The sequence below is a fragment of the Actinotalea caeni genome (assembly GCF_009733795.1).
Classification (GTDB): domain Bacteria; phylum Actinomycetota; class Actinomycetes; order Actinomycetales; family Beutenbergiaceae; genus Pseudactinotalea; species Pseudactinotalea caeni.
This window is the reverse complement of sequence record NZ_WNXX01000005.1, coordinates 67,046-94,017: the sequence shown is the minus strand read 5'-3', so window position 1 is coordinate 94,017 and position 26,972 is coordinate 67,046. Positions and strand designations below refer to the sequence as shown.

Below are 26,972 nucleotides of genomic sequence, written 5' to 3'. Positions count from 1 at the left end.
CCACCCATGACCGAGAGCTCAACCGCCAGCGTCACCCACCAGGTGACGGTTCCCGACGACGTCCCCATGGTCGCCCTGCTCGGTCGCCGCGACGAGGTGCTGCGCGCGATCGAGGCCGGCTTCCGCGGCGTCGACGTCCACGTGCGCGGCAACGTCGTGACGCTCACCGGGCCCTCCGGCGACGTCGCGCTCGCCGAGCGACTCCTCGACGAGCTCAGCCAGGTGGCGGCCAGCGGCCAGCCCCTGGAGGCCGACGCCGTCGAGCGTGCGATCGCGATCCTCACGGCCGCGACGACCGACCGGCCGGCACAGGTCCTCACGATGAACATCCTGTCCACCCGCGGGCGCACCATCAGGCCCAAGACGGTGGGACAGAAGGACTACGTCGAGGCGATCGACCGCCACACGGTGGTGTTCGGCATCGGCCCGGCCGGCACCGGCAAGACCTACCTCGCGATGGCCAAGGCGGTGCAGGCGCTGCAGTCGAAGCAGGTCAACCGCATCGTGCTCACGCGGCCCGCGGTCGAGGCCGGCGAGCGGCTCGGGTTCCTGCCCGGGACGCTCAACGACAAGATCGACCCCTACCTGCGGCCGCTCTACGACGCGCTGCACGACATGGTCGACCCCGACTCGATCCCGCGCCTCATGGCCGCCGGCACGATCGAGGTCGCGCCGCTCGCCTACATGCGCGGGCGCACGCTCAACGACGCGTTCATCATCCTCGACGAGGCGCAGAACACCTCGGCCGAGCAGATGAAGATGTTCCTCACGCGGCTGGGCTTCGGCAGCAAGATCGTCGTGACGGGCGACGTCACGCAGATCGACCTGCCCGGCGGCACGCAGTCGGGGCTCAAGGTCGTGCAGGAGATCCTCGACGACATCGAGGACGTCGAGTTCTGCCGGCTCACCAGCGCCGACGTCGTGCGGCACCGGCTCGTCGGCGACATCATCGACGCCTACGCCCGCTGGGACGCCACCCAGTCCGGCGAGGGGGAGCGCAGGTCGCGCGAGAGCCGACCCCGGCAGACGCGCGGCCCGCGCGAGGCGCGAGGCGGTCAGGCGTCCCGATGAGCACCGACGTCACCAACGAGTCCGGCTACCCGCTGGACGAGGTCGAGTTCAGCGAGCTCGCGACCTACGTGCTCGACGAGATGCACGTGCACCCGCAGGCCGAGCTGGAGATCCGGTTCGTCACGACCGACGTCATGGCCGACCTGCACGTGCGCTGGATGGACGAGGAGGGCCCGACCGACGTCCTCTCGTTCCCGATGGACGAGCTGCGGCCCGGCGACGCGGAGACCCCGAGCGAGGAGGGCATCCTCGGCTCGGTCGTCGTGTGCCCCGAGGTGGCGGTCGCGCAGGCGCGCGCCGCGGGCCACTCGCCCGAGGAGGAGATGCTCCTCCTCACCACGCACGGCATCCTGCACCTGCTCGGCTTCGACCACGCCGAGCCCGAGGACGAGAAGGAGATGTTCGCGCTGCAGCGACGCCTCCTGCTCACCTTCCTCGCCCACCGATGAGCGGGGCGCTCCTCGCCGCCACCACCGGTCCCGCCGAGGGGGTGCCGGTCAGTCCGCTGCTGCTGCTCGCGCTCGCGTCGCTCAGCCTCGGCGCGATGCTCTCGGCGGGCGAGGAGGCGGTCCGCAGCATCACCCGGACGGCGGCGCACGAGGCGGAGGTCGAGGGGCGTCGCGGCGCCAGGGCCGCGGTCGCGCTGGCGGAGTCGCCGCGACCGGCCGCGCAGGCGACGACGTTCCTGCGGGTGCTCGCCGAGATGGCGGGCGCCGTCTGCCTCACGCTGGTGCTCGTCGGTCTGCTCGACACCTGGTGGCAGGTGCTGGTCGGCTCGATCCTGCTCTCGGCGCTGATCATGCTCGTCGTCGTCGGAGCCAGCCCCCGACGCGTCGGGCGCCGCGACCCCGTCGGGGTGCTCGCGGTCGTCGGGCCCACGATGGTGGTGCTCGGCCGGCTCGCGCAGCCGGTGGCGCGGCTGGCCGCGCGGCTCGGCGAGCGCGCCGGCCGCACCGCCGAGGAGCAGCGCGCGGTCGAGGAGGAGGCGCTGCGCCACATGGTCGACCGCGTGAGCGAGAGCGAGCAGATCGACGACGACGAGCGCGAGATGCTGCAGGGCGTCTTCGAGCTCGGCTCGACGATCGTGCGCGAGGTGATGGTGCCGCGCACCGACATGGTGACGCTCGCCTCGGGCACACCGCTGGCCAAGGCGCGCAACCTGTTCGTCCGGTCGGGTTTCTCGCGGGTGCCCGTGGTCGGCGACAGCATCGACGACCTCCGCGGCGTGCTCTACCTCAAGGACCTGCTGCGCTACACCGCCGACCGGCCGGACCGGGAGAGCGAGCCGGTCGACGTCACGCTGCGCGAGCCGGTGCTCGTCCCCGAGACCAAGCCGGTCGACGAGGTGCTCGAGCTGATGCGCAGCTCGGGCATCCACATCGCGCTCGTCTTCGACGAGTGGGGCGGCATCGCGGGCCTGGTGACGATCGAGGACGTGCTCGAGGAGGTCGTCGGCGAGCTGACCGACGAGCACGACCGCAGCGAGCCCGAGGTCGAGCCCGACGGCGAGGGTGGCTTCCTGGTGCCGGCGCGGATGCCGCTGGACGAGGTCGGCGACCTGTTCGAGCTCGAGCTCGACGACGACGACGTCGACACGGTCGCGGGGCTGCTCGCCAAGGCGCTCGGCAAGGTCCCGATCGTCGGTGCCCACGCGACGACGCACGGGCTCGTCCTCGAGGCCGTGAGCGCGGCGGGCCGGCGCCGGCGCATCGACACCATCCGGGTCTCGCGGGCCCCGGTGCCCGAGGTCGAGGAGGTCGAGGGATGACGCAGGACGAGCAGACCAAGGGGTTCCGGGCGGGGTTCGTGTGCGTCGTCGGGCGCCCCAACGCGGGCAAGTCGACGCTCACCAACGCGCTCGTGGGCCAGAAGGTCGCGATCACCTCGATGAGGCCGCAGACGACGCGGCGCGCCGTGCGCGGCATCGTGCACCGCGAGCACGGCCAGCTCGTGCTGGTCGACACCCCGGGGCTGCACCGCCCGCGCACGCTGCTGGGGGAGCGGCTCAACGACCTGGTGCGCGGCACCCTGTCGGAGGTCGACGTCGTCGTGTTCTGCCTGCCCGCCGACCAGCGCGTCGGCCCGGGCGACCGGTTCATCGCCCAGGAGCTGCGCGAGGGGCGCACGCCGGTGGTGGCGGTCGCGACCAAGGCCGACGCCGTGAGCAAGGAGCGGCTCGCCGAGCACCTGCTCGCGATCGCGGAGCTGGGCGACTGGGCCGAGATCGTGCCGGTCTCGGCGGTCAAGGACATCCAGCTCGACCTGCTCGTCGACCTGCTCCTGAGCTACGTGCCGGAGTCGCCGCCGCTGTACCCCGAGGGCGAGCTGACCGACGAGCCCGACCACGTCATGGTGGCCGAGCTGATCCGTGAGGCCGCCCTCGAGGGCGTGCGCGACGAGCTGCCGCACTCGCTCGCGGTCGTGGTCGAGGAGATGGTCGAGCGCGAGCAGCCGCACCGCGACGGCCGCCGCATGATCGACGTGCGCGCCGACGTCTACGTCGAGCGCGACAGCCAGAAGGCGATCGTCATCGGCGCCAAGGGGGCGCGCCTGCGCGACGTCGGCACACGCGCCCGGCACGGCATCGAGGCGCTGCTCGGGGCGGCGGTCTACCTCGACCTGCACGTGCGGATCGCGAAGGACTGGCAGCGCGACCCCAAGCAGCTGCGTCGCCTGGGCTTCTGACCCCGTGGCAGCGCCCGGCGGCGAGACGTGGTGCGGTCCGTGCCCCGGACCTCGTTACCCTGTCGGGCGTGAAGGTCAGGTTCGTGCTCGCCGTCCTGGGCACGATCCTCCTCCTCGGGCTGATCGGGTCGATCGCGGGGCCCCGGTGGCAGCCCGAGCCGCTGACCGAGAGCCTCACGGTCGAGAGCCCGGACGTCGGTGTCGTCGTCGACCGGCAGACGGCCCCCGTCGGCACCTACGAGACCACGAGCACCGACCTCGAGGTCGAGCTCGACGGCGCGACCGTCACCGCGCGCCTCACGGTGCCCGTCGGGGCGCCCGACGGCCAGCCCGGCATGCTGTTCATGCACGGCGCGGGCACCGGCAGCCACACGAACTTCGCCGAGCAGGCGCAGGCGTTGGCGAGCGCGGGCGTGCACGTGCTCGTGCCCGCCAAGCGCATGGACACCTACACGACGACCTCGCGCGACTACGTCGCGATGGCACGCGACTACCTGGTGTCCTGGGAGCTGCTGGCGTCGTCCCCGGGCGTCGACCCGGGCGCGGTCGGCGTCTACGGCGAGAGCGAGGGCGCCTGGATCGCGCCGGTCGCCGCGGTGCTGGAGCCGCGGGTGGCGTTCGTCGTGCTCGTGTCGGCGCCCGTGGTGCCGCCGCGCGAGCAGGCCGCGTTCGCGATGGACAGCTACCTGCGCAACACGCACGTGCCGTGGCCGGTGTTCCGGGCGATCCCGCGCGCGACCGGCGCGAGCGTGCCGGGCGGCGGGATGGAGTACGTCGACTTCGACGTGACGCCCTGGCAGCGACAGCTGCGGCAGCCGGTGCTCATGGTCTACGGCACTCACGACGCCTCGATGCCGATCGTGCAGGGACCGATCCAGCTGATGAACGACATCGCCGAGGTCGGCAACGACCGGTGCACGGTGCGCTACTTCGCCGACGCCAACCACGGCATCCGCGTCGACGGCGACCTGGCCCCGGGGTTCCGCGAGCTGCTCGCGGACTGGACGCTGGGGCTGCCCGAGAGCGCGACGGCGTCGCCGCGCGTCGCCGGCGCCACCCCCGAGCAGACCTACCGCGCCGAGCCGGTCGACTCGCCGCGCTGGTACGCCAACGGCGACATGCTCGTCTGGAGCATCGTGGGCTCGGCGCTGCTGCTGGTCGGCGGGCCGCTGCTGTGGGTGCTGACCGCGCTGCCGCGGCGCCGCGTCGGTCGACGGCTGCCTGCGCCCGTGGCGCGGCACACCGCGGCGACCGGCATCGCCGCCGTCGCGGTGATCGTGCTGTTCGTCGCGTACTGCGCGCAGGTCGCCGACCTCGCGCTCAACTACCGCACCGACGACGTCGTCGTCCTGGGCGGCTGGATCGCGGTGCAGGCGGCGGGGGCGTTCGCGGCCGCGGTGCTGGTGCACAGCGTCATGGTCGCCAAGCCGTTCCACCCGGGCCGCTGGAGCAGCGGCGACGAGCGCGCAGGGCTCGCGGGCCGGCTGCTGTGGTGGGCCACGCACGCCGGTGCGCTGGGGCTGCTGCTCATCGCCGCCTACTGGGGCGTCTACCCGCCGGTGCTCTGAGCACCCGGCGGTGGCCCGCACCCCGACGACGACCGCCGGGCCGCGCACGGCCCGCGACTATAGGATCGCCACGATGCCCTCCGAGCCCGCTGAGCCCGCCGAGCCTGCCGAACCCTCGTTGCCGACCCGGTACGGCGCCGTCACCGACACCGGCGGCCGTCGCGCGGCGAACGAGGACGCGGTGCTGGCGCGCCACCCCGTCTTCTGCGTCGCCGACGGCATGGGCGGCCACGCGCGCGGGGCGATGGCCTCGGGTGCGGTCGTCGCCGCGTTCGGCGACCTCGCCGACCGGCTCGCCGACGACGGCGCCGGCCTCGGCGGCGAGGTGTCGCCCGAGCAGGTGCACGAGGCGGTCGTCGACGCCCAGGCGCGGATCCGCGCCGAGCTGGGGCTGAGCGCGCCCGAGTCCGAGGCGGAGATGACGGCCGGCTCCACGCTCGCGGGTGTCGTCCTCACACGCGCCGACGACCGGCTGTGCTGGCTGGCGTTCAACGTGGGGGACTCCCGCATCTACCGCTGGTCGGGTGCCGGGCTGCGCCGGATCAGCGTGGACCACTCCGTCGTGCAGGAGCTCATCGATGCCGGTGAGATCGACGAGGAGCAGGCGCGCACCCACCCGATGCGGAACATGATCACCCGCGCGGTCGGCAGCGGCGTGGACGTGACGCCCGACTTCTGGCTGCTCGCGGCCACCTCGGGCGACCGGATCCTGCTGTGCTCCGACGGCCTCGTCAACGAGCTCGACGAGGCCGAGATCGCTGCCACGCTGGGCGACGGCGACGACGCCGAGGCGGCCGCCCGCCGGCTGCTCGCTCGTGCGACGGCGCACGGCGCCCGCGACAACGTGTCGGTCGTCGTCGTCGACCTCGAGCTGCCCGGGGACGTCGACGAGGTGACTGCGCCCCGGCTGGCCGGGGCTTACGATCCCGAGGACACGATGCCGAGAGAGTACGCGCGATGACCCGACGACCTCACGAAGGGGACGGTGGCTCCCGATGACCTCCTACGTCTACGGACCGGGCGAGTGGACCGCGCTCGCGCACGACGGGCGCGCCGCGCTGCTGGACCCGGCGGTCGACGCCGGCGACGTGGCACGCATCTGGGACTCGCTCGTCCAGGGCGGCTCGCTCGAGGCGTGGCTGGAGGTGCTGACGGGCCACGGCCTCGCCGCGCTGCCCGGCTTCGGGTTCGTCGAGCCCGGCGAGGACGGCGTCCGCGTCGTCGTGCGCGGTGACGTCGTCGCGCACGTCGGCGGCCACGAGGTCTCCGCGGGCGGCATGCGCACGTGGCGCGAGCACGTCGCGCCGGTGGGCGCCGGTGTCGTGCTCCAGGTGGCCGACAGCGACCGCGCGTTCCCGCTCGTGGGCGGCCAGGTGCTCGCCGCGCGGATCCAGGTCGGCGACGTCGAGGAGCTCGAGGGCGGCCCCGGCGCCGAGAACGAGCACGCCGCCACCGAGCCGACGTCGGACGCCGCGGGTGCCTCGGTCGCCGTGGCCGAGTCCGCACCGGCGGAGGCCGACGACGCCGTGTTCCTCTCGGCCGCCGACGTCGAGCCCGCCGCGCAGGAGCCCGACGTGCCCGGGGACGCGCAGAGCGACGTCGACGCGCCGCCGGCCGCGGAGCAGCCCGGCCCCGCGGACGATGCCGGCGTGCCCGAGGTCGAGGAGCAGCCCGGAGCCGACGAGCCCGCGCTCGACCCCGCGCACGAGGAGGCGGCTGCGGCCGCCGGCGAGCAGGTCGAGCCCGACTTCGTCCTCGACGACGAGGAGGACGAGGAGGAGGCGGCCGACGGCGCCGAGGCCGAGAGCGAGTGGGCCGAGGCGGCGCAGGGTACGCAGATGGAGGGGCTGCCCGACGGCGGCCAGGCCGCCGGCGAGATCCGGCCCGCTGCGCTGCAGGAGCCCTGGTCGGTGCCCGCGCCCCCGCCGCCGCAGGCCTCCCAGTGGGGCCCGCCGGTCACCGGGTCGGGCGGTCCTGCGGGCCCGGTGCCCGCGCTCGGCGGTGCTGCCGCGGACCTGGGCGACCACGACGGCCACACGATCCGCGCCGCCGACCTGCCCGCGCACGAGCACCCCGTCGACATGACGCTCGCACCGCACGACGACGAGCGCGACCTCGCCCAGCCCGTGCCGGTGGCGCTGCTGGAGCTGTCGACCGGTCAGGTGGTCGAGCTCGACCGCCCGGTGCTCATCGGCCGGGCGCCGGAGTCCTCGCGGTTCACGTTCGGCGAGACGCCGCGGCTGGTGACCGTGCCGAGCCCGCAGCAGGACATCTCGCGCACGCACGTCGAGATCAAGCTCGAGGGCGACAACGTGCTCGTCACGGACCTGCGCTCGACCAACGGCACGGTCGTGGTGCTTCCCGGGTCGCCGCCGCGGCGGCTGCACCCGGGCGAGAGCATGCCGGTGCCGCACGGCACCGTCGTCGACCTCGGCGACGGCGTGACCGCCGTCGTGTCGCCGCCCAGCACGACCACGCCGCTCGCGTACTGACCGGCCCGCGCCCTTGTCCAGACGACCCCCGGCACCACCCCCAGAGATCCCGGGCTTCAGCTACGTCAGGCTGCTCGGGTCCGGCGGCTTCTCCGACGTCTTCCTCTACAACCAGGAGCTGCCGCACCGCAAGGTCGCCGTCAAGGTGCTGCTCGCGAACGCGTCCTCGGAGTCGGCGCGCCAGCAGTTCGTGGCCGAGGCCAACCTCATGGCGCAGCTGTCCACGCACCCGTCGATCGTGACGATCTACCACGCCGACACGGCCGCGGACGGGCGGCCGTACCTGGTGATGGAGTACTGCCCGCGGCCGAACCTCTCGGCGCGCTACCGCACCGAGCGGATCCAGGTCGCGGAGGCGATCAGGATCGGGATCCGGCTGGCGGGCGCGGTCGAGACGGCGCACCGGATCGGGATCCTGCACCGCGACATCAAGCCCGCCAACGTGCTCACGACCGACTACGGCTGGCCCGCGCTGACCGACTTTGGCATCTCGGTGGTGTCGACGACCACCCCCGGCGGCGAGGCCGTCGGCATGTCGATCCCGTGGGCGGCGCCGGAGTTCTTCGCCGACGACGCGGTGCGCGGCGTGCCGGGCGACATCTACTCGCTGGCCGCCACCGTCTACACGCTCCTCAAGGGCAGCTCGCCGTTCGAGGAGCCGGGCGGCTCCAACTCGGCGCTCGAGCTGATCACCCGGATCGAGCGCAACCCGGTGCCGCCGGTCGGGCGGCCCGACGTGCCGCCGTCGCTCGAGGCGGTGCTGGTGCGTGCGATGGCGAAGCGTCCCGAGGCGCGCTACCCGAGCGCGGCCGCCTTCGGCCGTGCGCTGCAGCGGGTCGAGCAGGAGATGCATCTGTCGCAGACGACGCTCGACGTGCCGGACACCTCGTGGGCGCGGGCGGAGAGCTCGACGGCCGACGAGGACGACATGCGCACCCGCGCCCGCATGGTCACGACCGTGCAGCAGGGCGGCCCGTCCGACTCGACGCTGCCACCCGTGCCGGTGCCGACCCCGCCGCCCGGCGACCAGGGGCTGCCGCCGGCGCCGCAGCGCCGTCGCTGGCCGGCGCTGCTCGCCTCGATCGCGGTGGTGCTCGCGGTGCTGACGGTCGTGGTCATCGGCGCCCTCAACAGCCCCGACGTGCCCGACGACGTCGCCACCACCACGCCGGTGACACACGACGACGAGCCGACCGAGGGCCCGACGGCGGTGCCCGACCCGCCGGTGGACCTCACCGGCGAGCGCGACGGCGACGTCGTCCGGTTCACGTGGGAGGCGCCGGAGTGGGACGGCGAGCTGACCTACGTCTGGCGGCTGCAGGGCGCGGAGGGCACCGAGCAACCGGTGGCGGGCACCATGCTCGAGGTCGAGGATCCGGGTACGGTGTGTGTCGAGATCGCCAGCCGTGCCGAGCAGGCGTGGCTCTCGTCCTGGGAGCGGACGTGCGCAGGCTGATCTCGCCGGGTGGTCGTCCCAGAGGGGGTTGATGGATGGGTCTGCAGGTGGAGTTCTGCGGCGAGTGGTACGACCTCGACCCCTCGACGCCCTTCCAGATCGGGCGTGAGGGCGACCTCGAGGTCGACGACAACCCCTACCTCCACCGCCGGTTCCTCACGATCAACCACCACGACGGCCTGTGGTGGCTCGAGAACGTCGGCTCGCGCCTGAGCGCCACGGTCTCCGACGGCGAGGGCAACGTGCAGGCCTGGCTCGCGCCGGGCGCCCGGCTGCCGCTGGTGTTCGCGCACACGACCGTGCTGTTCACCGCCGGCCCCACCACGTACGAGCTCGGCATCGTCGGCGACGAGCCCACCTTCACCTCGTCGGTGACCGAGCGCACCCAGGTCGGCGAGACCACGATCGGTCCGGTGACCTTCACCGACTCCCAGAAGCTCCTCATCCTGGCGCTCGCGGAGCCCGTGCTGCGCGGCCGGGGGAGCACCGCCTCGATCCCGACGTCGGCCGATGCGGCCAAGCGGCTGGGCTGGAGCATCACGCGCTTCAACCGCAAGCTGGACAACGTCTGCGAGAAGCTCAGCCGGCACGGCGTGCGCGGCCTGCGCGGCGGGCAGCAGCAGCTCGCGGTCAACCGGCGCGCGCGCCTCGTCGAGCACAGCGTCGCCTCCCGCCTGGTCGTCGCGGCCGACCTGGAGCTGCTCGAGAAGAACGCCGAGGAGGTCGCGGCCGCTGCGGCGGCCGAGGCGGCCGAGGCAGCCATGGAGAAGGTGGACTGATCTGCCCATCGGTGGGCCGAACCTGCCTCTGTAGGATCGACCGCCGGACCGCCCGTGGCGTCCGTCCAGGGGTCCGACAGCCGTTCGTGATGGGGGAGTGAGCGCATGCCGTCGAGGAGAGCGCGCTGGCTGCGCGACCGCAGGCGTGTGGCCAGCGGTCTCGTCGTCGCGCTCGTCGTCGGCACGATCGTCGCCCTCTCGCTGACGTACCGCGGGGTCGCGACCGCCGACGTCGACCTCAACGACGGCGGCGTCTGGGTCTCCAACGAGAGCAGCGTGCTCGTCGGCCGGCTCAACCACCCGGTGCGGGAGATCGACGCCACGCTCGCGGCCGAGACCGCCGACATCGACCTGCTGCAGCGCGCCGACGACCTGCTGCTGCTCGACCGCAGCGCAGGGCTGCTGCGACGCATCGACACCGTCAACGTGCAGTTCTCCGGGTCGTCGGTGGCGATCCCGGCCGACGCCCAGGTCGGTCTCGGCGACGGCGCGGTCGCCGTCCTCGACCCGGCCGACGGGCGGCTGTGGGTCACCCACCCGACCGGGCTGAGCGTCGTCGAGGACGCGACGGTCGAGCCGACCGCGACCCTCGGCGAGGGCGTGCACATGGCGATGGGCGACGACGGCACCGTCCACCTCGTCGACGTGGTCGACAACGAGATCGTCCGCTACACCCCCGAGGCGTGGCAGGCCGCGGCGAACGCGCCGAGCGAGCAGGCCGGCGGGGACGACGGCAGCGCCGAGGAGGACGCCGACGACGGCGAGCCCTCCGACGCCGCTACGACCGACGAGACCCCGGAGCCGGAGAGCACCGAGGTGCCGCCCGAGGTCACGGTGCTGCCGGACGACGTCGACCTCACGACCTCCCAGATCCAGATCACGGCGGTCGGGGACGAGGCCGTGGTGCTCGCCCACGAGCCGCAGGACGGCACGCTGACGCTGCACCGGCCCGACCACGACCCGGTCGACCTCTCCGGGCTCGGTGCCGACATCGGCTCGGCGCGGCTGCAGGCATCCGCGGCGGACGGCGACGTCGTCGCGGTCGCGACCACCGACGCCCTGGTCCTCGTGCCGCTGCAGGGCGGCGAGCCGCGTGTCGTGCCGACCCAGCAGCCGGGGCCGCCCGCGCAGCCGGTGCAGGTCAGGGGCTGCGTGCACAGCGCGTGGGCCGGTGACGTGCCGAGCTACCTGCGGGTGTGCGGCGACGCCGAGGCCGAGGAGCAGCAGGTGCCCCAGGCCGCGGTCGGCGCGGAGCTGGTGTTCCGGGTCAACCGCGACCTCGTCGTCCTCAACGACCTGCGCAGCGGCGACGTCTGGATGCTCGAGGACCGCCTCTTCCTCGTCGAGAACTGGGAGGACGTGATCTCCTCCGACGCCGAGGACGAGGAGACCGAGGACCCCTCGGAGCAGGAGACCGACGAGGTCCCGCTGGACCGCGAGGCCGAGAACCGCGACCCGGTCGCCGAGCCCGACGACCTCGCGGGCCGACCCGGCCGCACCGTCGTGCTCCCGGTGCTCGTCAACGACAAGGACCCCGACGGGGACCTCCTCACGGTCGCGTCGTTCCAGCAGCCGCCGGAGTCGTTCGGGGTCGTCGAACCGATCCTGGGCGGTCGTGCCCTCCAGATCAGGCTCGCGGCGGACGCCTCGGGGCAGACGGTGATCGAGTACGCCGTCACCGACGGCCGCGGCGGCGAGGACACCGCCTCGATCACGATCGCCGTCCACGGCGAGGGGCAGAACGCGGCCCCCGAGCAGCTCAAGCCGATCGAGGCGACCGTGGTCGCCGGGCAGGCCGTCGAGGTCAACATCCTCAACGACGTCCGCGACCCCGACGGCGACCCGGTGTACCTGGTGTCCGGGCAGGCCGACGACACGCTGCGCGTGAGCGTGCGCCCCGACGGCCTCGTGACCGTCGAGGACCTCGGCGTCACGACCGGTCGCAAGCAGGTCGTCGTGCAGGTCACCGACGGCCGCGGCGGCGAGGCGGTGCCGATCACGCTCGACGTCGAGGTGCTGCCCGACAGCGCCGTGCCGCCGCAGGCGGTGTTCGACTTCGCCACCGGGTTCGTGGGGGAGGACGTCGTCGTCGAGCCGCTCGTCAACGACGTCGACCCCAACGGCAAGCCCCTCCAGCTCGCGATCGTCACGCCCACCAACGGCGGCGACGTGCGCACCGACACCGACGCGGGCACCTTCACGTTCCGCGCGGGCACGGCCGGCAGCTACTACCTCACCTATGTCGTGACCGACGACGACGGCCTCAGCGCCGAGGGTCTGGTGCGCGTCGACGTCGGGGCACCCGACGCCGACGCTGCCCCGGTGGCGGTGAGCGACACCGCGCTGCTGCCGCCGGGTGGCTCGGTCGCCGTCGACGCGATCGCCAACGACACCGACCCGGGTGGCGGCGTGCTGGCCGTGCAGTCGATCGACGTGCCCGACGGCTACGGGCTGCAGGTCGCGATCCTCGACCACCGCGTGCTGCGCATCACCTCCGAGCGGACCCTCACGAGCCCGGTGACGATCGGCTACACGGTCTCCAACGGCACCCGGTCCGCCGACGGCGAGGTCGACGTCGTGCCGCTGAACGGGCAGGCCGAGACGCTCCCGCCGGTCGCCAACCCCGACTCAGCCTCGGTGCGCGTCGGCGACCACGTGACGGTGCCGGTGCTGCGCAACGACACCCACCCCAACGGCCTCGAGATCCACGTGAGCGGGATCGAGCCCGCCGAGGGCACCCCGGGGCTGGCGTTCGTGAGCCAGGACCTCGTGCGCTACGCCGCCCCCGACGAGCCGGGCACGCACAGGATCACCTACACGATCACCGACACCAACGGCCAGTCGCACTCGGCGGTGCTGACCGTCTACGTCGAGGCGCGCGGCGACGAGGTCAACGCGCCGCCGCAGCCGGCCGACATCGAGGTGCGCGCGTTCGCGGGCGAGCGGATCCGGATCCCGGTCGACATCTACGGCATCGACCCCGACGGCGACTCGGTGCAGCTGGTCGGCCCTCTCACCTCGCCCGAGCGCGGCCGCATCGTCGACGTGCAGTCGGGCTACATCGACTACGTCGCGTACAACACCGCCGAGGGCGGCACCGACTCGTTCGAGCTGGCGGTCCGCGACCGACTGGGCGCGATCGGCACCGCGACCGTGACGATCGGCGTCATCCCGCCGCCGTCGACCAACCGCAGCCCGGTCGCGGCCGCCGACCTCGTGCACGTGCGCCCGGACCGGCAGATCCAGGTCGACGTGCTGATCAACGACACCGACCCCGACGGCGACCAGCTCGGCTTCGGCGACCCCGCGGTCGTCGACGACGGCGGTCTCGAGGTCGCGGTCGAGGACGGCATGCTCACGTTCACCTCGCCGAGCGAGGAGGGCGAGTACACGGTCCTCTACAAGGCCGACGACGGCCACGGCGGCCAGGACGTGGGGTCGCTGACGGTGCGGGTCGACGCCGACGCGCCGTTCGTGCCGCCGGTGGCGGTCGACGACCTGGTGCCCGCGATCGAGCTGCTCGACGCGACGACCGTCGACGTCGACGTGCTCGACAACGACTACGACCCCGACGGCAGCAACGACGACCTCGTGGTGTCGCTGCCGGTCGAGTCCGACGTCGAGCTGCTCGACGACGGCCGGCTGCGGATCCCGGTCGCCCCGACCCGGCAGGTCGTCACCTACCAGGTGACCGATCCCGACGGCGAGTCGACGTACGCGTTCGTGGAGGTGCCCGGCACCGAGGACACCGGGCCGGTGCTGACGACCGACGCCGAGCTGGAGGTGAACTCCAACGAGGAGCTGGTCATCGACCTCACCGAGCACGTGGTGTCGCTGACCGGCCGCCCGATCCGGCTGTTCGACAACGACGGCGTGACGGCGACCAACAGCGACGGCGGCCCGTACGTCGTCGACGCCACGACGCTGCGGTTCGTGTCGGCGCCCGACTACGCCGGTCCGGCGTCGATCACGTTCGAGGTCACCGACTTCGCCGACATCAACGCCGCCGACGTCATCTCCTCGGTGCTGACGATCCCGATCCGCGTGATCGCGACCGACGACCAGCCGCCGACGTTCCGCAACGGCTCGATGGAGCTGGAGGCGGGCGGCGACCCCGTCAGCCTGGACATCCGGCGCCTCGCCGACGACCCGGACACCCAGGTCTCCGACCTCGAGCTGTCGCTGGGCGAGGTGCCCGACGGCTTCAGCGCGACCCTCGAGAACGGCGCGATCCTCACGGCCTCGGCCGACCTCGACACCCCCCGCGGCACGACGGTCGACCTGCCCGTGCTCGTGAGCGACGGCGTCAACGACCCGGTCGAGGGCGTCGTCACCCTCACGGCGACCGGGAGCTCCGCGCCGCTGCTGGTGGCCAACGACGACGACCTGGGCGAGGTGCCGCAGGGGCAGCCGGTCACGGTCGACGTGCTGAGCAACGACACCAACCCGTTCGACGGCGAGCCGCGCACGGTCGTCGACGCGTTCGTCGAGACCGGGTCCGGGTCGGCGTCGGTCTCCGGCGACCAGGTGGTGGTGACGCCGGGCGCCGACTACGTCGGTCGGTTCGTCGTCGTCTACACCGTCGAGGACGCGACCGGTGAGCCCGAGCGCCGACAGGACGCGCGCATCACCGCGACCGTGCTCGGCGCCCCGGACACGCCCGCGCGCCCCGCGATCGGTTCGGTCGGCGACTCCGAGGTCGTCGTCGACATCACGCCGCCCAACGACAACGGGTCGCCGATCACCGGCTACGAGGTGACCGCGAGCGGCGGGCCGACCGTCACCTGCGCGACGACCACGTGCCGGGTGGGCGGGCTGACCAACGACGTCACCTACACGTTCACGGTGGTGGCGACGAACGCCGTCGGGTCGTCCGACCCGAGCGCACCCTCGGCCGAGGCCCGGCCGGACGTGGCGCCCGGGCCGGTCGCGGCGCCGTCGGTGCAGTTCGGCGACCAGGAGCTCTCGCTCACCTGGCGCGAGCCGGTCAACAACGGGTCGGACATCGTCGCCTACGACGTGCAGATCTCGCCGATGCCGCCAGGCGGCACCACCCAGGTGCGGCTCGACGGCAACGTCACCAGCTATGTGTGGCAGGGGCTGGTGAACGGCGACTCCTACCGGTTCCGCGTGCGCGCGGTCAACGACGCGCCCGACCCGGGCGCGTGGGGCGACTGGTCGCGCGCGGAGTACCCCTCGGGCCCGCCCGCGCAGCCGGCGGCGCCGACGATGGTCCGCATCGACAACCCGGCCGGCGGCCAGGTGGAGGCGAGCTGGACCGCGCCGGACGCCAACGGCGACAGCATCGACGTGTACCACGTGACGCTGTACCGCAACGGCTCCGCCTACCGCACGGTCGACGTGCCGGGCGGCACGCTGCGCCGGCTGTTCGACGTCGAGAACGGCTACGACTACAGCGTGAGCGTCGTCGCCGAGAACCGGTCCGGGTCGTCCGACGCCTCGCCGCGCTCGTCCGAGGTGCGCTCGTTCGGCGCGCCAGGTCAGCCTCCGAGGCCGAGCCTGGTCGCGAACAACGACACGGGCAGCGGAACGCTCCGCGTCACCTACTCCGCGCCCAACGACAACGGCCAGGCGATCCAGCGCTACGAGTACCGCCTGAGCACGGGCGGCAGCGGCACCCTCGGTGGCAGCCCCGCCACCATCAGCGGGCTCAGCAACGGCCAGAGCTACACGGTCCAGGTCCGCGCGTGCAACACCTACTGCGGAGCGTGGAGCGCGTCCTCGAACGCGGCCAGCCCGTACGCGGCTCCCGCCCAGCCGCCGGCGTCGGGCAGCATCTCTTCCTCGGCGAACGGGCGGACCGTCGCGTTCAGCTGGAACTACCCGGCGTCGAGCAACGGCGCCGCGATCACGGGCGCGCAGATCCGTGTCGACAACGGGTCGGCGCAGAACGCCAACCGGACCGGCCAGACCAGCGTCTCCGGCGACTGGGAGCAGAACCACACCTTCCAGCTGCGCGTGCAGAACGAGCACGGCCAGTGGAGCCCGTGGTCGAACGTCCGCAACCAGCGCGCGGAGGCGGACCCGACGCCACCGGTGAGGATCGGCGTCGCGCGCGGGGCCGTGGTCAACTGCGACTCCGGCGGCAGCAACAACTGCCAGATGGTGGTCCTGACCTACGAGAACCTGCCCAGCGGTACCTACACCGCGAGGTTCACGACGAACAGCACGAACTGCGACCACAGCCGGACGTACACGGTGTCGCTCGGAGGTACGGGATCCTGGACCTCGACGGCGCACTACGGCCGGACGTGCAACGGCACCGTGACGTGGCGCCTCAGCGGCTCGCCGGGCACGTTCACGGGCACGGGCAACTGGTAGGCGAGGAGACGGACGGCAGATGACGATCACCAACGGCACCACGACCACGACGGCGCTGCAGGCGCAGCAGTTCGCCGACGCCTTCGGCCGCCTCGTGGCCAACGTGGAGCAGGCCGTGCTCGGCAAGGAGCACGTCGTCCGGCTCGCGCTCACGTGCCTGTTCTCGCGCGGCCATCTGCTGCTCGAGGACTTCCCGGGCACCGGCAAGACCTCGCTCGCGCGGGCGCTGGCCGCGTCGGTGCACGCGAGCCACTCACGCATCCAGTTCACGCCTGACCTGCTGCCCTCCGACGTCACGGGCGTGACGATCTTCGACCAGGAGAAGCGCGAGTTCGAGTTCCACGAGGGCCCGATCTTCGCCTCGGTCGTGCTCGCCGACGAGATCAACCGCGCCTCGCCGAAGACGCAGTCGGCGCTGCTGGAGGTCATGGAGGAGGGGCGCGTCACGGTCGACGGCGTGCCGCGCGTCGTGCCGAGCCCGTTCATCGTGCTCGCGACCCAGAACCCGGTCGAGCAGGCGGGCACCTACCGGCTGCCCGAGGCGCAGCTCGACCGCTTCCTCATGCGGACCTCGCTCGGCTACCCCGACCAGCGGGCGACGATCGAGATCCTCGCGGGCGCCGCCCTGCGCGACCGCACCTCGGTGCTGCAGCCGGTCATCGGCGCCCAGGACGTCACCGCGATGGCCGACCTGGCCTCGCACGTCTACGTCGACGGCGCCGTGCTCGAGTACGTCACCCACATCGCCGAGGCGACCCGCATGGCGCCGGAGATCGCGCTCGGCGTCAGCGTGCGCGGCGCGCTCGCGCTCGTGCGCGCGGCGAAGACGTGGGCGGCGTCCAAGGGCCGCCACTACGTCATCCCGGACGACGTCAAGGAGCTCGCCGAGCCCGTGCTCGCGCACCGCATGGTGCTCGACGCCGAGGCCGAGTTCGAGGGCGGCACCACGATGGCGTCCGTGCAGCGCATCCTCGGCGAGATCCCCCCGCCCGCGCAGCGCTCGGAGGCCTGAGCGCGACGATGACCACCCCGAGCACGCCCACCGCGACGACCTCCGCGCCGTCGACGATCCCGGGGGCCACCGGCACCCGGTCGGTGTCGCGCGTCGTCACGGGTCTGGTCGAGGGCGTCAAGCGGTCGACGACGGTGCTCGGCTGGGTCAGCCGCGCCGGCTGGGTCGTGCTGGGCACGGGCGTGCTCGCGCTGGTCGTGGGCCAGCGCTTCGGCTGGCTGGAGCCGATCGTCGTCGCCGGTGGGCTGCTCACCCTCGTCGTCGGTGCGATCGCGTTCGCGGTGGGCCGCCACCCCTACCGGGTGCGGCTGCGGCTGCGCGAGGGGCGTGTCGTCGTGGGCGAGCGGGCGATGGGCGCGATCGAGGTGACCAACGTCAGCCACCGGCGGGTGCTGCCCGCACGCATCGAGCTGCCGGTCGGCCCGGCGCGCGCGTCCTTCGCGCTGCCGACGCTGGGCGCCGGCGCCGAGCACGACGAGCTGTTCGCGATCCCCACCGAGCGTCGCGGCGTCATCACGGTGGGTCCGGTCTCCTCGGTGCGCGGCGACCCGCTCGGCCTGATCCGGCGCGCCGTGCTGTGGACCGAGCCCGAGGACCTCTACGTGCACCCGCGCACGATCACGATCGGCGGCTCGGCGGCCGGGTTCCTGCACGACCTCGAGGGTCGCGAGACCCGGGAGATCACGAACGCGGACCTGTCGTTCCACGCGCTGCGCGAGTACGTGCCCGGCGACGACCGTCGCTACGTGCACTGGCGCAGCTCTGCGCGCACCGGCACGCTCATGGTGCGGCAGTTCGAGGAGACCCGCCGCTCGCACCTCGTCCTCGCGCTGTCGGTGCAGGAGCGCGACTACGCCCACCCGGACGAGATGGAGCTGGCGATCAGCGCCGTCGGCTCCCTGGGGCTGCACGCGCTCAGCAGCGAGTCCGACCTCACCGCGATGACGAGCGAGGAGGTGCTGCAGCACCGCACCCGGCGGCAGCTGCTCGACGGGCTCACCCGGATCGAGGCGTCCCGCACCCCGACCACGATCGTCGACCTCGCCCGCACGATCACGCGCGACGTGCAGCGGGCCACCGTCGTCGTGCTCGCCTTCGGCTCCGCCGTGTCGCCGCACCAGATCCGCGCCGCCGGTGCCGTGCTGCCCGCCGGCGTCCGCGCGCTGGCGGTGCAGGCCTCGCTCGCCGAGGACGCGACGCTCGCCGCGAGCCGGCTGGGCAACGTCAGCGTCCTCACGCTGCCGACCCTGGAGGAGCTGCCGCGCGGGTTCCGGAAGGTGGAGCGGTGACGGCCGCCGGGGTCGCGCCGAGCCGCCGCGCGCTGCGCGAGCAGAGCGCCGGGCTGCTCGGCTGGTTCACGACCGAGCGGGTGCTCGCGATCGCGGTGCCCGTCGCGCTCGTCCTCATGGCGCTGGCGCCGCTGCACGAGGTCTACCTGACACCGGTCATGTGGCTGACGGTCGCCGGCGGCGCGCTGCTGGGCACCGCGATCGCGACCCTCGGCGCGCAGCGGCGGTGGCCGACCCTGACGGTGCTCGCCGTCGCGCTGCCGACGTTCTTCCTGTGCGGGGCGCTCGCCGCGCCGTCGACCGCGATCGGCGGCGTGCTTCCGACCGTCACCACCTGGCGGCTCATGGGCCGAGGGGTCGTCACGGTCTGGAAGCAGGTGCTGACGATCGCGCCGCCGCTCGGCACCAGCGGCGTGCTGCTGCTGCTGCCGTACCTGCTGGCGTTCTTCGGGACGCTGGTCGCGGTGACGATCTCGCTGCGCGCCACGCGGTGGTCGCTCAGCCTGCTGGTCCCCGCGGTCGTGCTGGTCGTCGCGATCCTGTTCGGGACGCGGCTGCCGGTGGCGCCCGGTGTCCTCGGCGTGGCCGCGGTCGCGATCACGGTGACCTGGGTGGCGTGGCGGGCCCAACGGCTCGAGGCGCACCGGGTGATCGCGGTGCCGCTCGTCCTGGGGCTCGTGGCGATCGGCGGCACGGCGACCTCGCTCGTCGCGACGCCCGACACCCCGCGGCTGGTGCTGCGCGACCTCATCGACCCGCCGCCCGACCCGCACGACTACACCAGCCCGCTCGCGAGCTTCCGCCGCTACGTCGACTCGCTCGCCGACTCCACCCTGCTCACGGTCGCCGGGCTGCCCGGGGGCACCGAGCGCGTCCGGCTCGCCACGATGGACAGCTACGACGGGCACGTCTGGGGCATCACGGCCGCGACCGCCGGCAGCGGCACGTTCACACGACCGGGCGAGCGCCTCGTGCCGCAGCTGTCGGAGGACGCCGCCAGGGTGCGCGTGCAGGTCGAGGACTACAGCGGGGTGTGGCTGCCGACGATCGGCTCGACCGAGGACGTCGACTTCGGTGGCAGCCGCGCCGACCGGCTGCTCGAGTCCTTCTACTTCAACCGCACGTCCGACACCGGCCTGGTGGCCGCCCGGCTGCGCGGCGGCGACGCCTACACGCTCGTGGCCAGCCCCGAGCCGGACGTCGTCGACGACGACGCGGCGCCGTCGGAGTCGATGCTGCAGCTGACGGCGTCGCGCCTGCAGATGCCCGAGGTCACCGGGGTCCCCGACGTCGTGGCGTCGCTCGCCTCGGAGTACACCCAGGGCGCCACCGGCGACTACGAGCGGGTCAGCATGATCGCGACCGCGCTGTCGAGCTACGGGTACTTCTCGCACGGCCTGGAGGGCGAGGCCCCGTCCCGCCCGGGCCACGGCGCCGCCCGGCTGATCACGATGCTCGACAGCGACCAGATGACCGGCGACGCCGAGCAGTACGCGGCCGCGATGGCCCTCATGGTCCGGGCGCTGGGGCTGCCGGCGCGGGTGGTCATGGGCTTCGACGTCTCCGAGGCGACGACGGGTGCGGACGGCGCGCTGGCGGTGACGGGCTCCGACGTCACCGCGTGGGTCGAGGTCCCGTTCGAAGGGCACGGCTGGTTGCCGTTCTTCCCGACGCCGGAGGAGGACCAGGTCCCACAGGTCCAGAACCCCGACCCGCAGGACCGGCCGGAGCCGCAGGTGCTGCAGCCACCGGAGCCGCCGCAGGAGCCGCCGGTCGTGCCGCCGCTCGACCGCGGGGAGGCGCCGTCGGAGCAGGAGCAGCCCGAGGAGGACACGACCGCGGAGCGGATCCTGTTCTGGGTCGCGGTCGTCGGTGTGCCGCTGCTGGTGCTGCTGTCGCCGTTCCTGGTGATCGCGCTGCTCAAGGCGCGCCGCTGGCGGCGCCGACGGTCGACCGGGCCCCCCGAGACCAGGATCGCCGGGGGCTGGGCGGAGCTCTCGGACCGCGTGCTCGACCTCGGGGTCGTCGCCGGCACCGGAGCGACCAGGCGGGAGGCCGCCACCACCTTCGACGGCGAGCTGACCGGCGCCGGCACGACGCTGCTGGCGCGCCGCGCCGACGCGGGTGTGTTCGCGCCCGAGCCGCCGTCGCAGGCCGAGGTGGACGCCTACTGGGCCGACGTCGCCACGGCCGTGCGCCAGGCCGGCCGCGGGGTGTCGTGGCGTCGACGGCTCCGCGCGCGCTTCACCCTGAGGTCGTTGCGCTCGAGGTGAGGCGGGTCCGGCCCACGACTGCGTGAGCCGGGTCCCCGGTCGCGCCGGACGGGGCCGGCGCGTGCACCACAATGGGTCCCATGCGTGCCGCCGCGACCGCCGGGAGCTCCCGGACCGACGCACTGCTCGCCGACGCCGCCCGCTACCTCGAGGACACCGCGCCTCGCAGCGGTGGCCGCAACGCCAGGCCGCTCGCGATCCCGGTGCTCGTCGCGAGCCATGCCGGCACCGCGCGCAGCGCGGTGGGAGCGGCGGCGGCCGGGCTCGGTGCGCTCGCCGGCGTCGCGCTGTGGTTCGGGCTCGGCCGGCTCGAGGACGACGCCACCACCATGGGTGTCGTCGCGCTGGTCGGTGCCGCCGTGGCGCTCGTCGTCGCGGTCGTGCTCGGCCGGCGCACCGTCGTCGGCGGCAGCCGGCTGCTCGGCGGGCTGCGGCGGTGGTACGCCGTCGCGCCGGAGGTCCCGGTCCGCGGCGTGGAGGTGCTGGGCCAGGCGCCCGGTGTCGTGCGGCTGGTGCTCGCCGCCCTCGGGGTGGTCTCCGGAGCCGCCGCGCTGGCCGTCGCCGCCACGACGGGGACGACGGCCGCCTGGGTCGGGCTCGGGCTCGCCGGTGTCGTGCTGCTCGTCGCCAGCGCGCTCGCGGTGCGCGGCTGGTGGCTGGTGCGGACGCTGCTCGGGCGCGCCGCCCCGCAGACCGACCAGGAGGCGTTCGCACCGGCGCCGCGGCCGGAGGACGTCGCGGCTGCCCAGCCGCCCGTCGGCGCACCACAGGCGTGGCAGCCGCCTCCTGCGGCAGGGTGGGAGCAGGCTTCCCAGGCGCCGCAGCCGGCTCCGCAGCAGCATCCCACCGGCCCGCCCGCCACCGCGGCCTGGCAGGCCGCGCCCGGGTCGCCTGTGCCAGCCGCCTCCGCCCACCAGCCGGCGTCCTCGCCGTGGCAGCAGCAGCCTCCGCCGCCACCGGCGGCGTCCGAGCCGTCCCCGCCGCCGTGGCAGCAGCCCGCGCCGCCGCAGCCGAGGACGGGCCTGCCGCCGCAGCCCTGGCAGCAGCCGGCGCCGACGGGCGGGCCGCCGGCACCGGACGCGCACGCCCAGGTGGCACCGGCGTCCGCCGCCGCACGTCCCCTTCCCGGGCGAGCGGACCCTCTCGGCCTCGACGACCTCGGCCTGGACGAGATCGGCGAGACCGTGTAGGCGGGCAGCGACACGACCCGGTCGGGCAGGACTCGCCGCCGGGTCGCCGTCGTGCTCGACGACGGCAGGGAGCTCGAGGTCGGCGCCGTCAGCCTCGTGGGCCGGTCGCCGCAGCCGCGGCCGGAGGAGGTGGTCCTGGTCGTGCCTGTGCAGCACCCGACCGTCTCCAAGACGCACGCGGCGTTCCGCGTCACCGAGGACAGCGTCCACGTGACCGACCGCGCCTCGACCAACGGCACCACCGTCGTCGACGGCACCGGCTACCGGCGCACGCTGCGGCCGTGGGCGGAGGAGCCGGTCGAGATCGACTCCGAGGTGCTGCTGGGCAGCTACCTCGTGCGGGTCCGCGCCGCGGACTGAGCCGCGCGCTCAGCCGAGCGCAGCGAGCTTGCGCTCGAGCAGCACCCGCTCCGGCTCGCTGGTGCACCGCTGCAGCGCGGTCTCGAGCGCGGCGCGGGCGTCGTCGTGCCGGCCGAGGCGGGTGAGGATCTCGCCGCGGACGGCGGGCAGCTGGTGGCCGCGTGCGAGCACCGGGTCGTCGGCGAGCGCGTCGACCTCCGCCAGCCCGGCCGCGGGTCCCTCGGCCATCGCGACGGCGACCGCCCTGTTGAGCGCGACGACCGGTGACGGCGCGAGCCGGGCGAGCACGTCGTAGAGCAGCACGACGCGCGCCCAGTCGGTCTCGTCGACCGACCGCGCGGCGGCGTGGCACTCCGCGAGCGCCGCCTGCACGCCGTAGGGCCCCAGCCCCCGACCGGTCCGTCCGGCGGTCGCCAGGGCGGCCCGGCCGCGGCGGATCGCCGAGCGGTCCCACCGGGTGCGGTCCTGGTCCTCGAGCAGCACGGGGACGCCGTCGGGGCCCTCGCGGGCCGGGAACCGGGCCGCGGTGAGCTCCATGAGCGCCAGCAGGCCGTGCACCTCGGCCTCCTCGGGCAGCAGCCGGCTCAGCACCCGGCCCAGCCGGAGCGCCTCGTAGGCGAGGTCGACCCGCACCGGTGCGCGTCCCGACGTCGCGTGGGCGCCCTCGGTGAAGACGAGGTAGACGACGCTCAGCACCGCCCCGAGGCGTTGCGGCCACTCTTGGCGCGGCGGCACCTCGAACGGCACCCGCGCCGCACCCAGGGTCTTCTTCGCACGCGTGATCCGCGCCTGCACCGTGGCGGTCGGCACGAGGAACGCGCGCGCGATCTCGTCGCTGCTCAGACCGCTGACCACCCGGAGCGTCAGCGCCACGTGCGCCTCCCGCGACAGCACCGGGTGCGCGGCGGTGAACAGCAGCGCCAGCACGTCGTCGTCGATGCGGTCGGGGTCCCACGGCAGCGCGCCGTCGTCGGAGGTCTCCCGGCCCAGACCGGCCGAGGTGCCGCCCTCGTCGAGGTGCCGCGCGAGGGCGGCGTAGCGCTCGTCGCGTGCCGACCGCCGACGGAACAGGTCGATCGCGCGACGGCGCCCCACGGTCAGCAGCCACCCGGCCGGCTGCCGCGGGACGCCGTCGCGCGGCCAGGTGACCAGCGCCTCGGCGAGCGCCTCCTGCGCCAGGTCCTCCGCCGTCGGGAGGTCGCCCGTCAGGCGCGCGAGCGCGCCGACGATGCGGGCGGACTCGATCCGCCACACCGCCTCGACGGCTCGGCGGCCCGGGTTCTCGGTCACGACCTCGACGCCCTCCGCAGCGCGCCGGGGCTCAGAGCTGACCCGTGGCCTCGCGCCACGCGCGCTCGCGCTGGACCCACTCGTTGTCCTGCGGGAGCTCGTCGATGCTCGTGACGCGGCGGATCTCGGTCTTCATGCCGGGCCCGGCCATCGGGATCCGCCTCGCCCACTCGGTCGCCTCCTCGATCGATGCGACGTCGAGGATCCAGAAGCCGCCGAACAGCTCCTTGGTCTCGCCGTACGGGCCGTCGGTCACGACCGGCGTCTCCGCGGAGTAGTCGACGACGACGCCCTGCTCGGCGTCGTCGAGACCCTCCGCCGCGACGAGCACGCCCGCGTCGATCATCTCGGCGTTGAACCGGCCCATCGCCTCGACGATCTCGTCGAGATCGATGTTCTCGAAGCTCTCCTGCGCAGCGTCGTCGGTGGTGCGCATGATCAGCATGTACTTCATCGTGGTTCTCCTCGTCCCGGGGTCCCCGTCGGACCCTCTCACGCACAGGTCGAACGGCGCACGGCCGGATCGACACGACCCGCGAGACGATCGTGGCGCGGACCTCGAGGACGGCTCTACCCGGCCGGACCCGGGCGTGAGATACACTTCCCGACGTGCGGACGGCGCTGCTCCTCCTTCGTCGCCGCGGCGAGGCCCACTGAGGCCGGCTCCCTCGTCGCGGAGTGATCTGGTGCCCGGCCACCGGAGACGACGAGAGGGACCACGAGCAGCATGACCACCACGACCCACACCACCTTCGGGATGCCGGTCGGCAAGTACCGCCCGTTCCACGAGACCACCGCCTACGTGGACCTGCCGGACCGCACCTGGCCCAGCAAGCGGATCACCGCGCCGCCCCGCTGGCTGTCGACCGACCTGCGCGACGGCAACCAGTCGCTCATCGAGCCGATGGACCCGGCGCGCAAGCGCACCATGTTCGACCTGCTGGTCCGCATGGGCTACAAGGAGATCGAGGTCGGCTTCCCGGCCGCGTCGCAGACGGACTTCGACTTCGTCCGCTCGATCATCGAGGACGACGCGATCCCCGAGGACGTCACGATCTCGGTGCTGACGCAGGCGCGTGACGACCTCATCGAGCGCACGATCGACTCGCTGATCGGCGCCCACCACGCGACCGTGCACATGTACAACGCGACCGCCCCGGTGTTCCGCCGCGTGGTGTTCCGCAACGACCGCGAGGCCACCAAGGAGCTCGCCACGGACGGCACGCGGCACGTCATGGACTACGCCGAGAAGGTGCTCGACCCCGACACGGTCTTCGGCTACCAGTACTCGCCCGAGATCTTCACCGACACCGAGGTCGAGTTCGCGCTCGAGGTGTGCGAGGGCGTCATGGACGTCTGGTCGCCCGACGCCGACCGGGAGATCATCCTCAACCTGCCGGCCACGGTGGAGCGGGCGACCCCCAACGTCTACGCGGACCAGATCGAGTGGATGAGCCGGCACCTGTCGCGCCGGGAGTTCGTGTCGCTGTCGGTGCACCCGCACAACGACCGGGGGTGCGCGGTCGCGGCCGCCGAGCTGGCCGTCATGGCGGGCGCCGACCGCGTCGAGGGCTGCCTGTTCGGGCAGGGGGAGCGGACCGGCAACGTCGACCTGGTGACGCTGGCGATGAACCTCTACAGCCAGGGCATCGACCCGGGCATCGACTTCTCCGACATCGACGGGGTGCGGCGCACGGTCGAGCACTGCACACGCATGGACGTCCACCCGCGCCACCCCTACGGCGGCGACCTGGTCTACACCGCGTTCTCGGGCTCGCACCAGGACGCGATCAAGAAGGGGTTCGCGCACCGCGCCGAGCAGGTCGCGCAGGCCGGCGGCGACGAGACCGCCGTCGTGTGGGACGTGCCCTACCTGCCGGTCGACCCGGGCGACGTCGGGCGCACCTACGAGGCGGTCATCCGCGTCAACAGCCAGTCCGGCAAGGGCGGCGTGGCGTACCTGTTGCAGAGCACCCGCAGCCTCGACCTGCCGCGCCGGCTGCAGATCGAGTTCTCCGGCATCGTGCAGAAGCACACCGACCGCTTCGGCGGCGAGATGACGGCCGAGCAGCTGTGGCAGATCTTCGCCGACGAGTACCTGCCGGCGGCCGAGCACAACGGCCTGGAGCCGTGGGGCCGGTTCGCGCTCGGTGCGACCCAGGTCGCCTCGGCGGGCGACGGCAGCGAGGACGTCCTCACGGTCTCGCTGAGCGACCGCGGCGAGGAGCGCACCGTGCAGGCGGCCGGCAACGGCCCCGTCGCGGCGTTCGTCGGCGTCATGGCGCAGACCGGCGTCGAGGTGCAGGTGCTCGACTACGCCGAGCACGCGCTGTCGGGCGGGGAGTCCGCCGCCGCGGCCGCCTACGTCGAGTGCGAGGTGAACGGCGAGGTGCTGTGGGGCGTGGGGATCGACCCGTCGATCACGACCGCCTCGCTCAAGGCGATCATCTCCGCCGTCAACCGCGCGCTGCGCTAGCCGTCGAGCAGCCGCTCGCGCTCGTCTCAGCGCGGGAGGTGCCGCCGAACGCACCTGCCCGCAGCTCGGCGACGCTGAGCGGCTGCTCGGGCAGCTCGCCGTGCCCGTCGAGGGGCCGCAGCGCGTCGAGCAGCAGCGCCCGCATCCGGGCGAGCAGCACGTGCCGCTGCGGCTCGACCCAGCGCAGCATCGGCACCAGCAGGTGAGGCAGGTAGGTGAGGTCGGTCGCGGTGACGTCGGTGCGCAGCGAGCCCTCGCGGTGCGCGCGCTCGGCGACCCGCTCCGCCGGCTCCACCCACTGGTCACCCGGTCGGTAGCCGGGCTCCTCCCGGCGCATGTAGGTGAACACCTGGGCGAGCTCGGGGTGCTCCGTCGCGATCGCGATGACGCCGTCGACGTAGCCGACGATCGCGTCCCACCCCGACGGCGCGACGAGCAGCTCGGCGACGAGGGCGTCGAAGCGGTCGACCAGCACGTCGTACAGCGCGCGCACGAGGTCGTGCCGGGACGCGAAGTTCCGGTACAGGGTCCCGCTGCTCACGCCCGCGGCGCGCGCGATCTCGTCGAGCGGCACCGCGGTGCCGTGGAGCGCGATCCGCTCGCCGGCGGCGCGGAGCAGGTTCGTGCGGTTGCGCAGCGCGTCCTCGCGCGAGGTGGGTGGGCGGCGCGCGGCGCGGGCTCTTGACACG

19 protein-coding genes are annotated in these 26,972 nt (G+C 73.7%); 16 read left to right on the top strand and 3 right to left on the bottom strand.

Features of this window, described 5'->3' with window-relative positions; translation table 11 throughout:
* The first annotated feature begins 6 nt into the window (after window positions 1-6).
* The 15 genes from GPA02_RS06185 to GPA02_RS06115 all read left to right on the top strand — a co-directional run bounded on the left by GPA02_RS06185 (window position 7) and on the right by GPA02_RS06115 (window position 22,517).
* Window positions 7-1,071 (top strand): PhoH family protein, encoded by a 1,065-nt coding sequence (locus tag GPA02_RS06185; RefSeq protein ID WP_156199042.1) that lies wholly within the window; start codon window positions 7-9, stop codon window positions 1,069-1,071.
* Entirely contained in the window at window positions 1,068-1,520 is a 453-nt protein-coding gene (ybeY, locus tag GPA02_RS06180; RefSeq protein ID WP_156199041.1) for an rRNA maturation RNase YbeY, read from the top strand. Before GPA02_RS06185 ends, ybeY begins: the two co-directional genes overlap by 4 nt.
* Window positions 1,517-2,839, top strand: coding sequence for a hemolysin family protein (locus GPA02_RS06175; RefSeq protein WP_156199040.1), 1,323 nt, complete (start codon window positions 1,517-1,519; stop codon window positions 2,837-2,839). Before ybeY ends, GPA02_RS06175 begins: the two co-directional genes overlap by 4 nt.
* A complete protein-coding gene (gene era / locus GPA02_RS06170) occupies window positions 2,836-3,756 on the top strand; it encodes a GTPase Era (RefSeq protein WP_156199039.1) in 921 nt (306 codons plus the stop codon). The genes GPA02_RS06175 and era overlap by 4 nt, the downstream gene beginning before the upstream one ends.
* 68 nt (window positions 3,757-3,824) lie before the next feature.
* Window positions 3,825-5,324 carry an alpha/beta hydrolase family protein gene (locus GPA02_RS06165; protein ID WP_156199038.1) on the top strand — a complete coding sequence of 500 codons (1,500 nt, stop codon included), beginning with the start codon at window positions 3,825-3,827 and terminating at the stop codon, window positions 5,322-5,324.
* Between the two features lie 73 nt (window positions 5,325-5,397).
* Window positions 5,398-6,285 (top strand): PP2C family protein-serine/threonine phosphatase, encoded by an 888-nt coding sequence (locus GPA02_RS06160; protein ID WP_156199037.1) that lies wholly within the window; start codon window positions 5,398-5,400, stop codon window positions 6,283-6,285.
* Window positions 6,286-6,319: 34 nt separating this feature from the next.
* Window positions 6,320-7,816 carry an FHA domain-containing protein gene (locus GPA02_RS06155; RefSeq protein WP_156199036.1) on the top strand — a complete coding sequence of 499 codons (1,497 nt, stop codon included), beginning with the start codon at window positions 6,320-6,322 and terminating at the stop codon, window positions 7,814-7,816.
* 13 nt (window positions 7,817-7,829) lie between these two features.
* Window positions 7,830-9,272: a serine/threonine-protein kinase gene (locus GPA02_RS06150; RefSeq protein ID WP_156199035.1), complete on the top strand. Its 1,443-nt coding sequence runs from the start codon at window positions 7,830-7,832 to the stop codon at window positions 9,270-9,272.
* Between the two features lie 35 nt (window positions 9,273-9,307).
* Window positions 9,308-10,051: an FHA domain-containing protein gene (locus GPA02_RS06145; protein WP_156199034.1), complete on the top strand. Its 744-nt coding sequence runs from the start codon at window positions 9,308-9,310 to the stop codon at window positions 10,049-10,051.
* A gap of 105 nt (window positions 10,052-10,156) precedes the next feature.
* Window positions 10,157-16,393 carry an Ig-like domain-containing protein gene (locus GPA02_RS06140; RefSeq protein ID WP_156199033.1) on the top strand — a complete coding sequence of 2,079 codons (6,237 nt, stop codon included), beginning with the start codon at window positions 10,157-10,159 and terminating at the stop codon, window positions 16,391-16,393.
* 19 nt (window positions 16,394-16,412) lie between these two features.
* Window positions 16,413-17,405, top strand: a complete 993-nt coding sequence (locus GPA02_RS06135) for an AAA family ATPase (RefSeq protein WP_156199032.1) — start codon at window positions 16,413-16,415, stop codon at window positions 17,403-17,405.
* Window positions 17,406-17,413: 8 nt separating this feature from the next.
* Entirely contained in the window at window positions 17,414-18,694 is a 1,281-nt protein-coding gene (locus tag GPA02_RS06130; RefSeq protein ID WP_156199031.1) for a DUF58 domain-containing protein, read from the top strand.
* Complete coding sequence (locus GPA02_RS06125) at window positions 18,691-20,967, top strand: transglutaminase-like domain-containing protein (RefSeq protein ID WP_156199030.1); 2,277 nt, start codon at window positions 18,691-18,693, stop codon at window positions 20,965-20,967. The genes GPA02_RS06130 and GPA02_RS06125 overlap by 4 nt, the downstream gene beginning before the upstream one ends.
* A gap of 80 nt (window positions 20,968-21,047) precedes the next feature.
* Window positions 21,048-22,157 (top strand): hypothetical protein, encoded by a 1,110-nt coding sequence (locus tag GPA02_RS06120; RefSeq protein WP_156199029.1) that lies wholly within the window; start codon window positions 21,048-21,050, stop codon window positions 22,155-22,157.
* Between the two features lie 51 nt (window positions 22,158-22,208).
* A complete protein-coding gene (locus GPA02_RS06115) occupies window positions 22,209-22,517 on the top strand; it encodes an FHA domain-containing protein (RefSeq protein WP_156199028.1) in 309 nt (102 codons plus the stop codon).
* 9 nt (window positions 22,518-22,526) lie between these two features.
* Here the strand turns inward: GPA02_RS06115 and GPA02_RS06110 are convergent, their stop codons facing one another.
* Together GPA02_RS06110 and GPA02_RS06105 are read right to left on the bottom strand one after the other, a co-directional pair.
* A complete protein-coding gene (locus GPA02_RS06110; RefSeq protein WP_156199027.1) occupies window positions 22,527-23,807 on the bottom strand; it encodes an RNA polymerase sigma factor in 1,281 nt (426 codons plus the stop codon).
* A gap of 31 nt (window positions 23,808-23,838) precedes the next feature.
* Window positions 23,839-24,261 (bottom strand): YciI family protein, encoded by a 423-nt coding sequence (locus GPA02_RS06105; protein ID WP_156199026.1) that lies wholly within the window; start codon window positions 24,259-24,261, stop codon window positions 23,839-23,841.
* 273 nt (window positions 24,262-24,534) lie between these two features.
* On the opposite strand from GPA02_RS06105, the gene leuA reads away from it, so the two are divergent.
* Window positions 24,535-26,283, top strand: a complete 1,749-nt coding sequence (gene leuA / locus GPA02_RS06100; protein ID WP_240133916.1) for a 2-isopropylmalate synthase — start codon at window positions 24,535-24,537, stop codon at window positions 26,281-26,283.
* On the opposite strand, the gene GPA02_RS06095 is transcribed toward leuA, so the two are convergent.
* The gene (locus GPA02_RS06095) at window positions 26,264-26,971 is read right to left on the bottom strand and encodes a TetR/AcrR family transcriptional regulator (RefSeq protein ID WP_156199025.1); all 708 of its coding nucleotides are present in this window, start codon (window positions 26,969-26,971) and stop codon (window positions 26,264-26,266) included. The genes leuA and GPA02_RS06095 overlap by 20 nt on opposite strands.
* Window position 26,972: the final 1 nt, after the last annotated feature.

Bases quoted from the DNA above. Each gene is read 5' to 3' on its own strand.
- GPA02_RS06185 (WP_156199042.1), top strand. From the start codon at position 7: ATGACCGAGAGCTCAACCGCCAGCGTCACCCACCAGGTGACGGTTCCC.
- ybeY (WP_156199041.1), top strand. From the start codon at position 1,068: ATGAGCACCGACGTCACCAACGAGTCCGGCTACCCGCTGGACGAGGTC.
- GPA02_RS06175 (WP_156199040.1), top strand. From the start codon at position 1,517: ATGAGCGGGGCGCTCCTCGCCGCCACCACCGGTCCCGCCGAGGGGGTG.
- era (WP_156199039.1), top strand. From the start codon at position 2,836: ATGACGCAGGACGAGCAGACCAAGGGGTTCCGGGCGGGGTTCGTGTGC.
- GPA02_RS06160 (WP_156199037.1), top strand. From the start codon at position 5,398: ATGCCCTCCGAGCCCGCTGAGCCCGCCGAGCCTGCCGAACCCTCGTTG.
- GPA02_RS06155 (WP_156199036.1), top strand. From the start codon at position 6,320: ATGACCTCCTACGTCTACGGACCGGGCGAGTGGACCGCGCTCGCGCAC.
- GPA02_RS06145 (WP_156199034.1), top strand. From the start codon at position 9,308: ATGGGTCTGCAGGTGGAGTTCTGCGGCGAGTGGTACGACCTCGACCCC.
- GPA02_RS06140 (WP_156199033.1), top strand. From the start codon at position 10,157: ATGCCGTCGAGGAGAGCGCGCTGGCTGCGCGACCGCAGGCGTGTGGCC.
- GPA02_RS06135 (WP_156199032.1), top strand. From the start codon at position 16,413: ATGACGATCACCAACGGCACCACGACCACGACGGCGCTGCAGGCGCAG.
- GPA02_RS06130 (WP_156199031.1), top strand. From the start codon at position 17,414: ATGACCACCCCGAGCACGCCCACCGCGACGACCTCCGCGCCGTCGACG.
- GPA02_RS06120 (WP_156199029.1), top strand. From the start codon at position 21,048: ATGCGTGCCGCCGCGACCGCCGGGAGCTCCCGGACCGACGCACTGCTC.
- GPA02_RS06105 (WP_156199026.1), bottom strand. From the start codon at position 24,261: ATGAAGTACATGCTGATCATGCGCACCACCGACGACGCTGCGCAGGAG.
- leuA (WP_240133916.1), top strand. From the start codon at position 24,535: ATGACCACCACGACCCACACCACCTTCGGGATGCCGGTCGGCAAGTAC.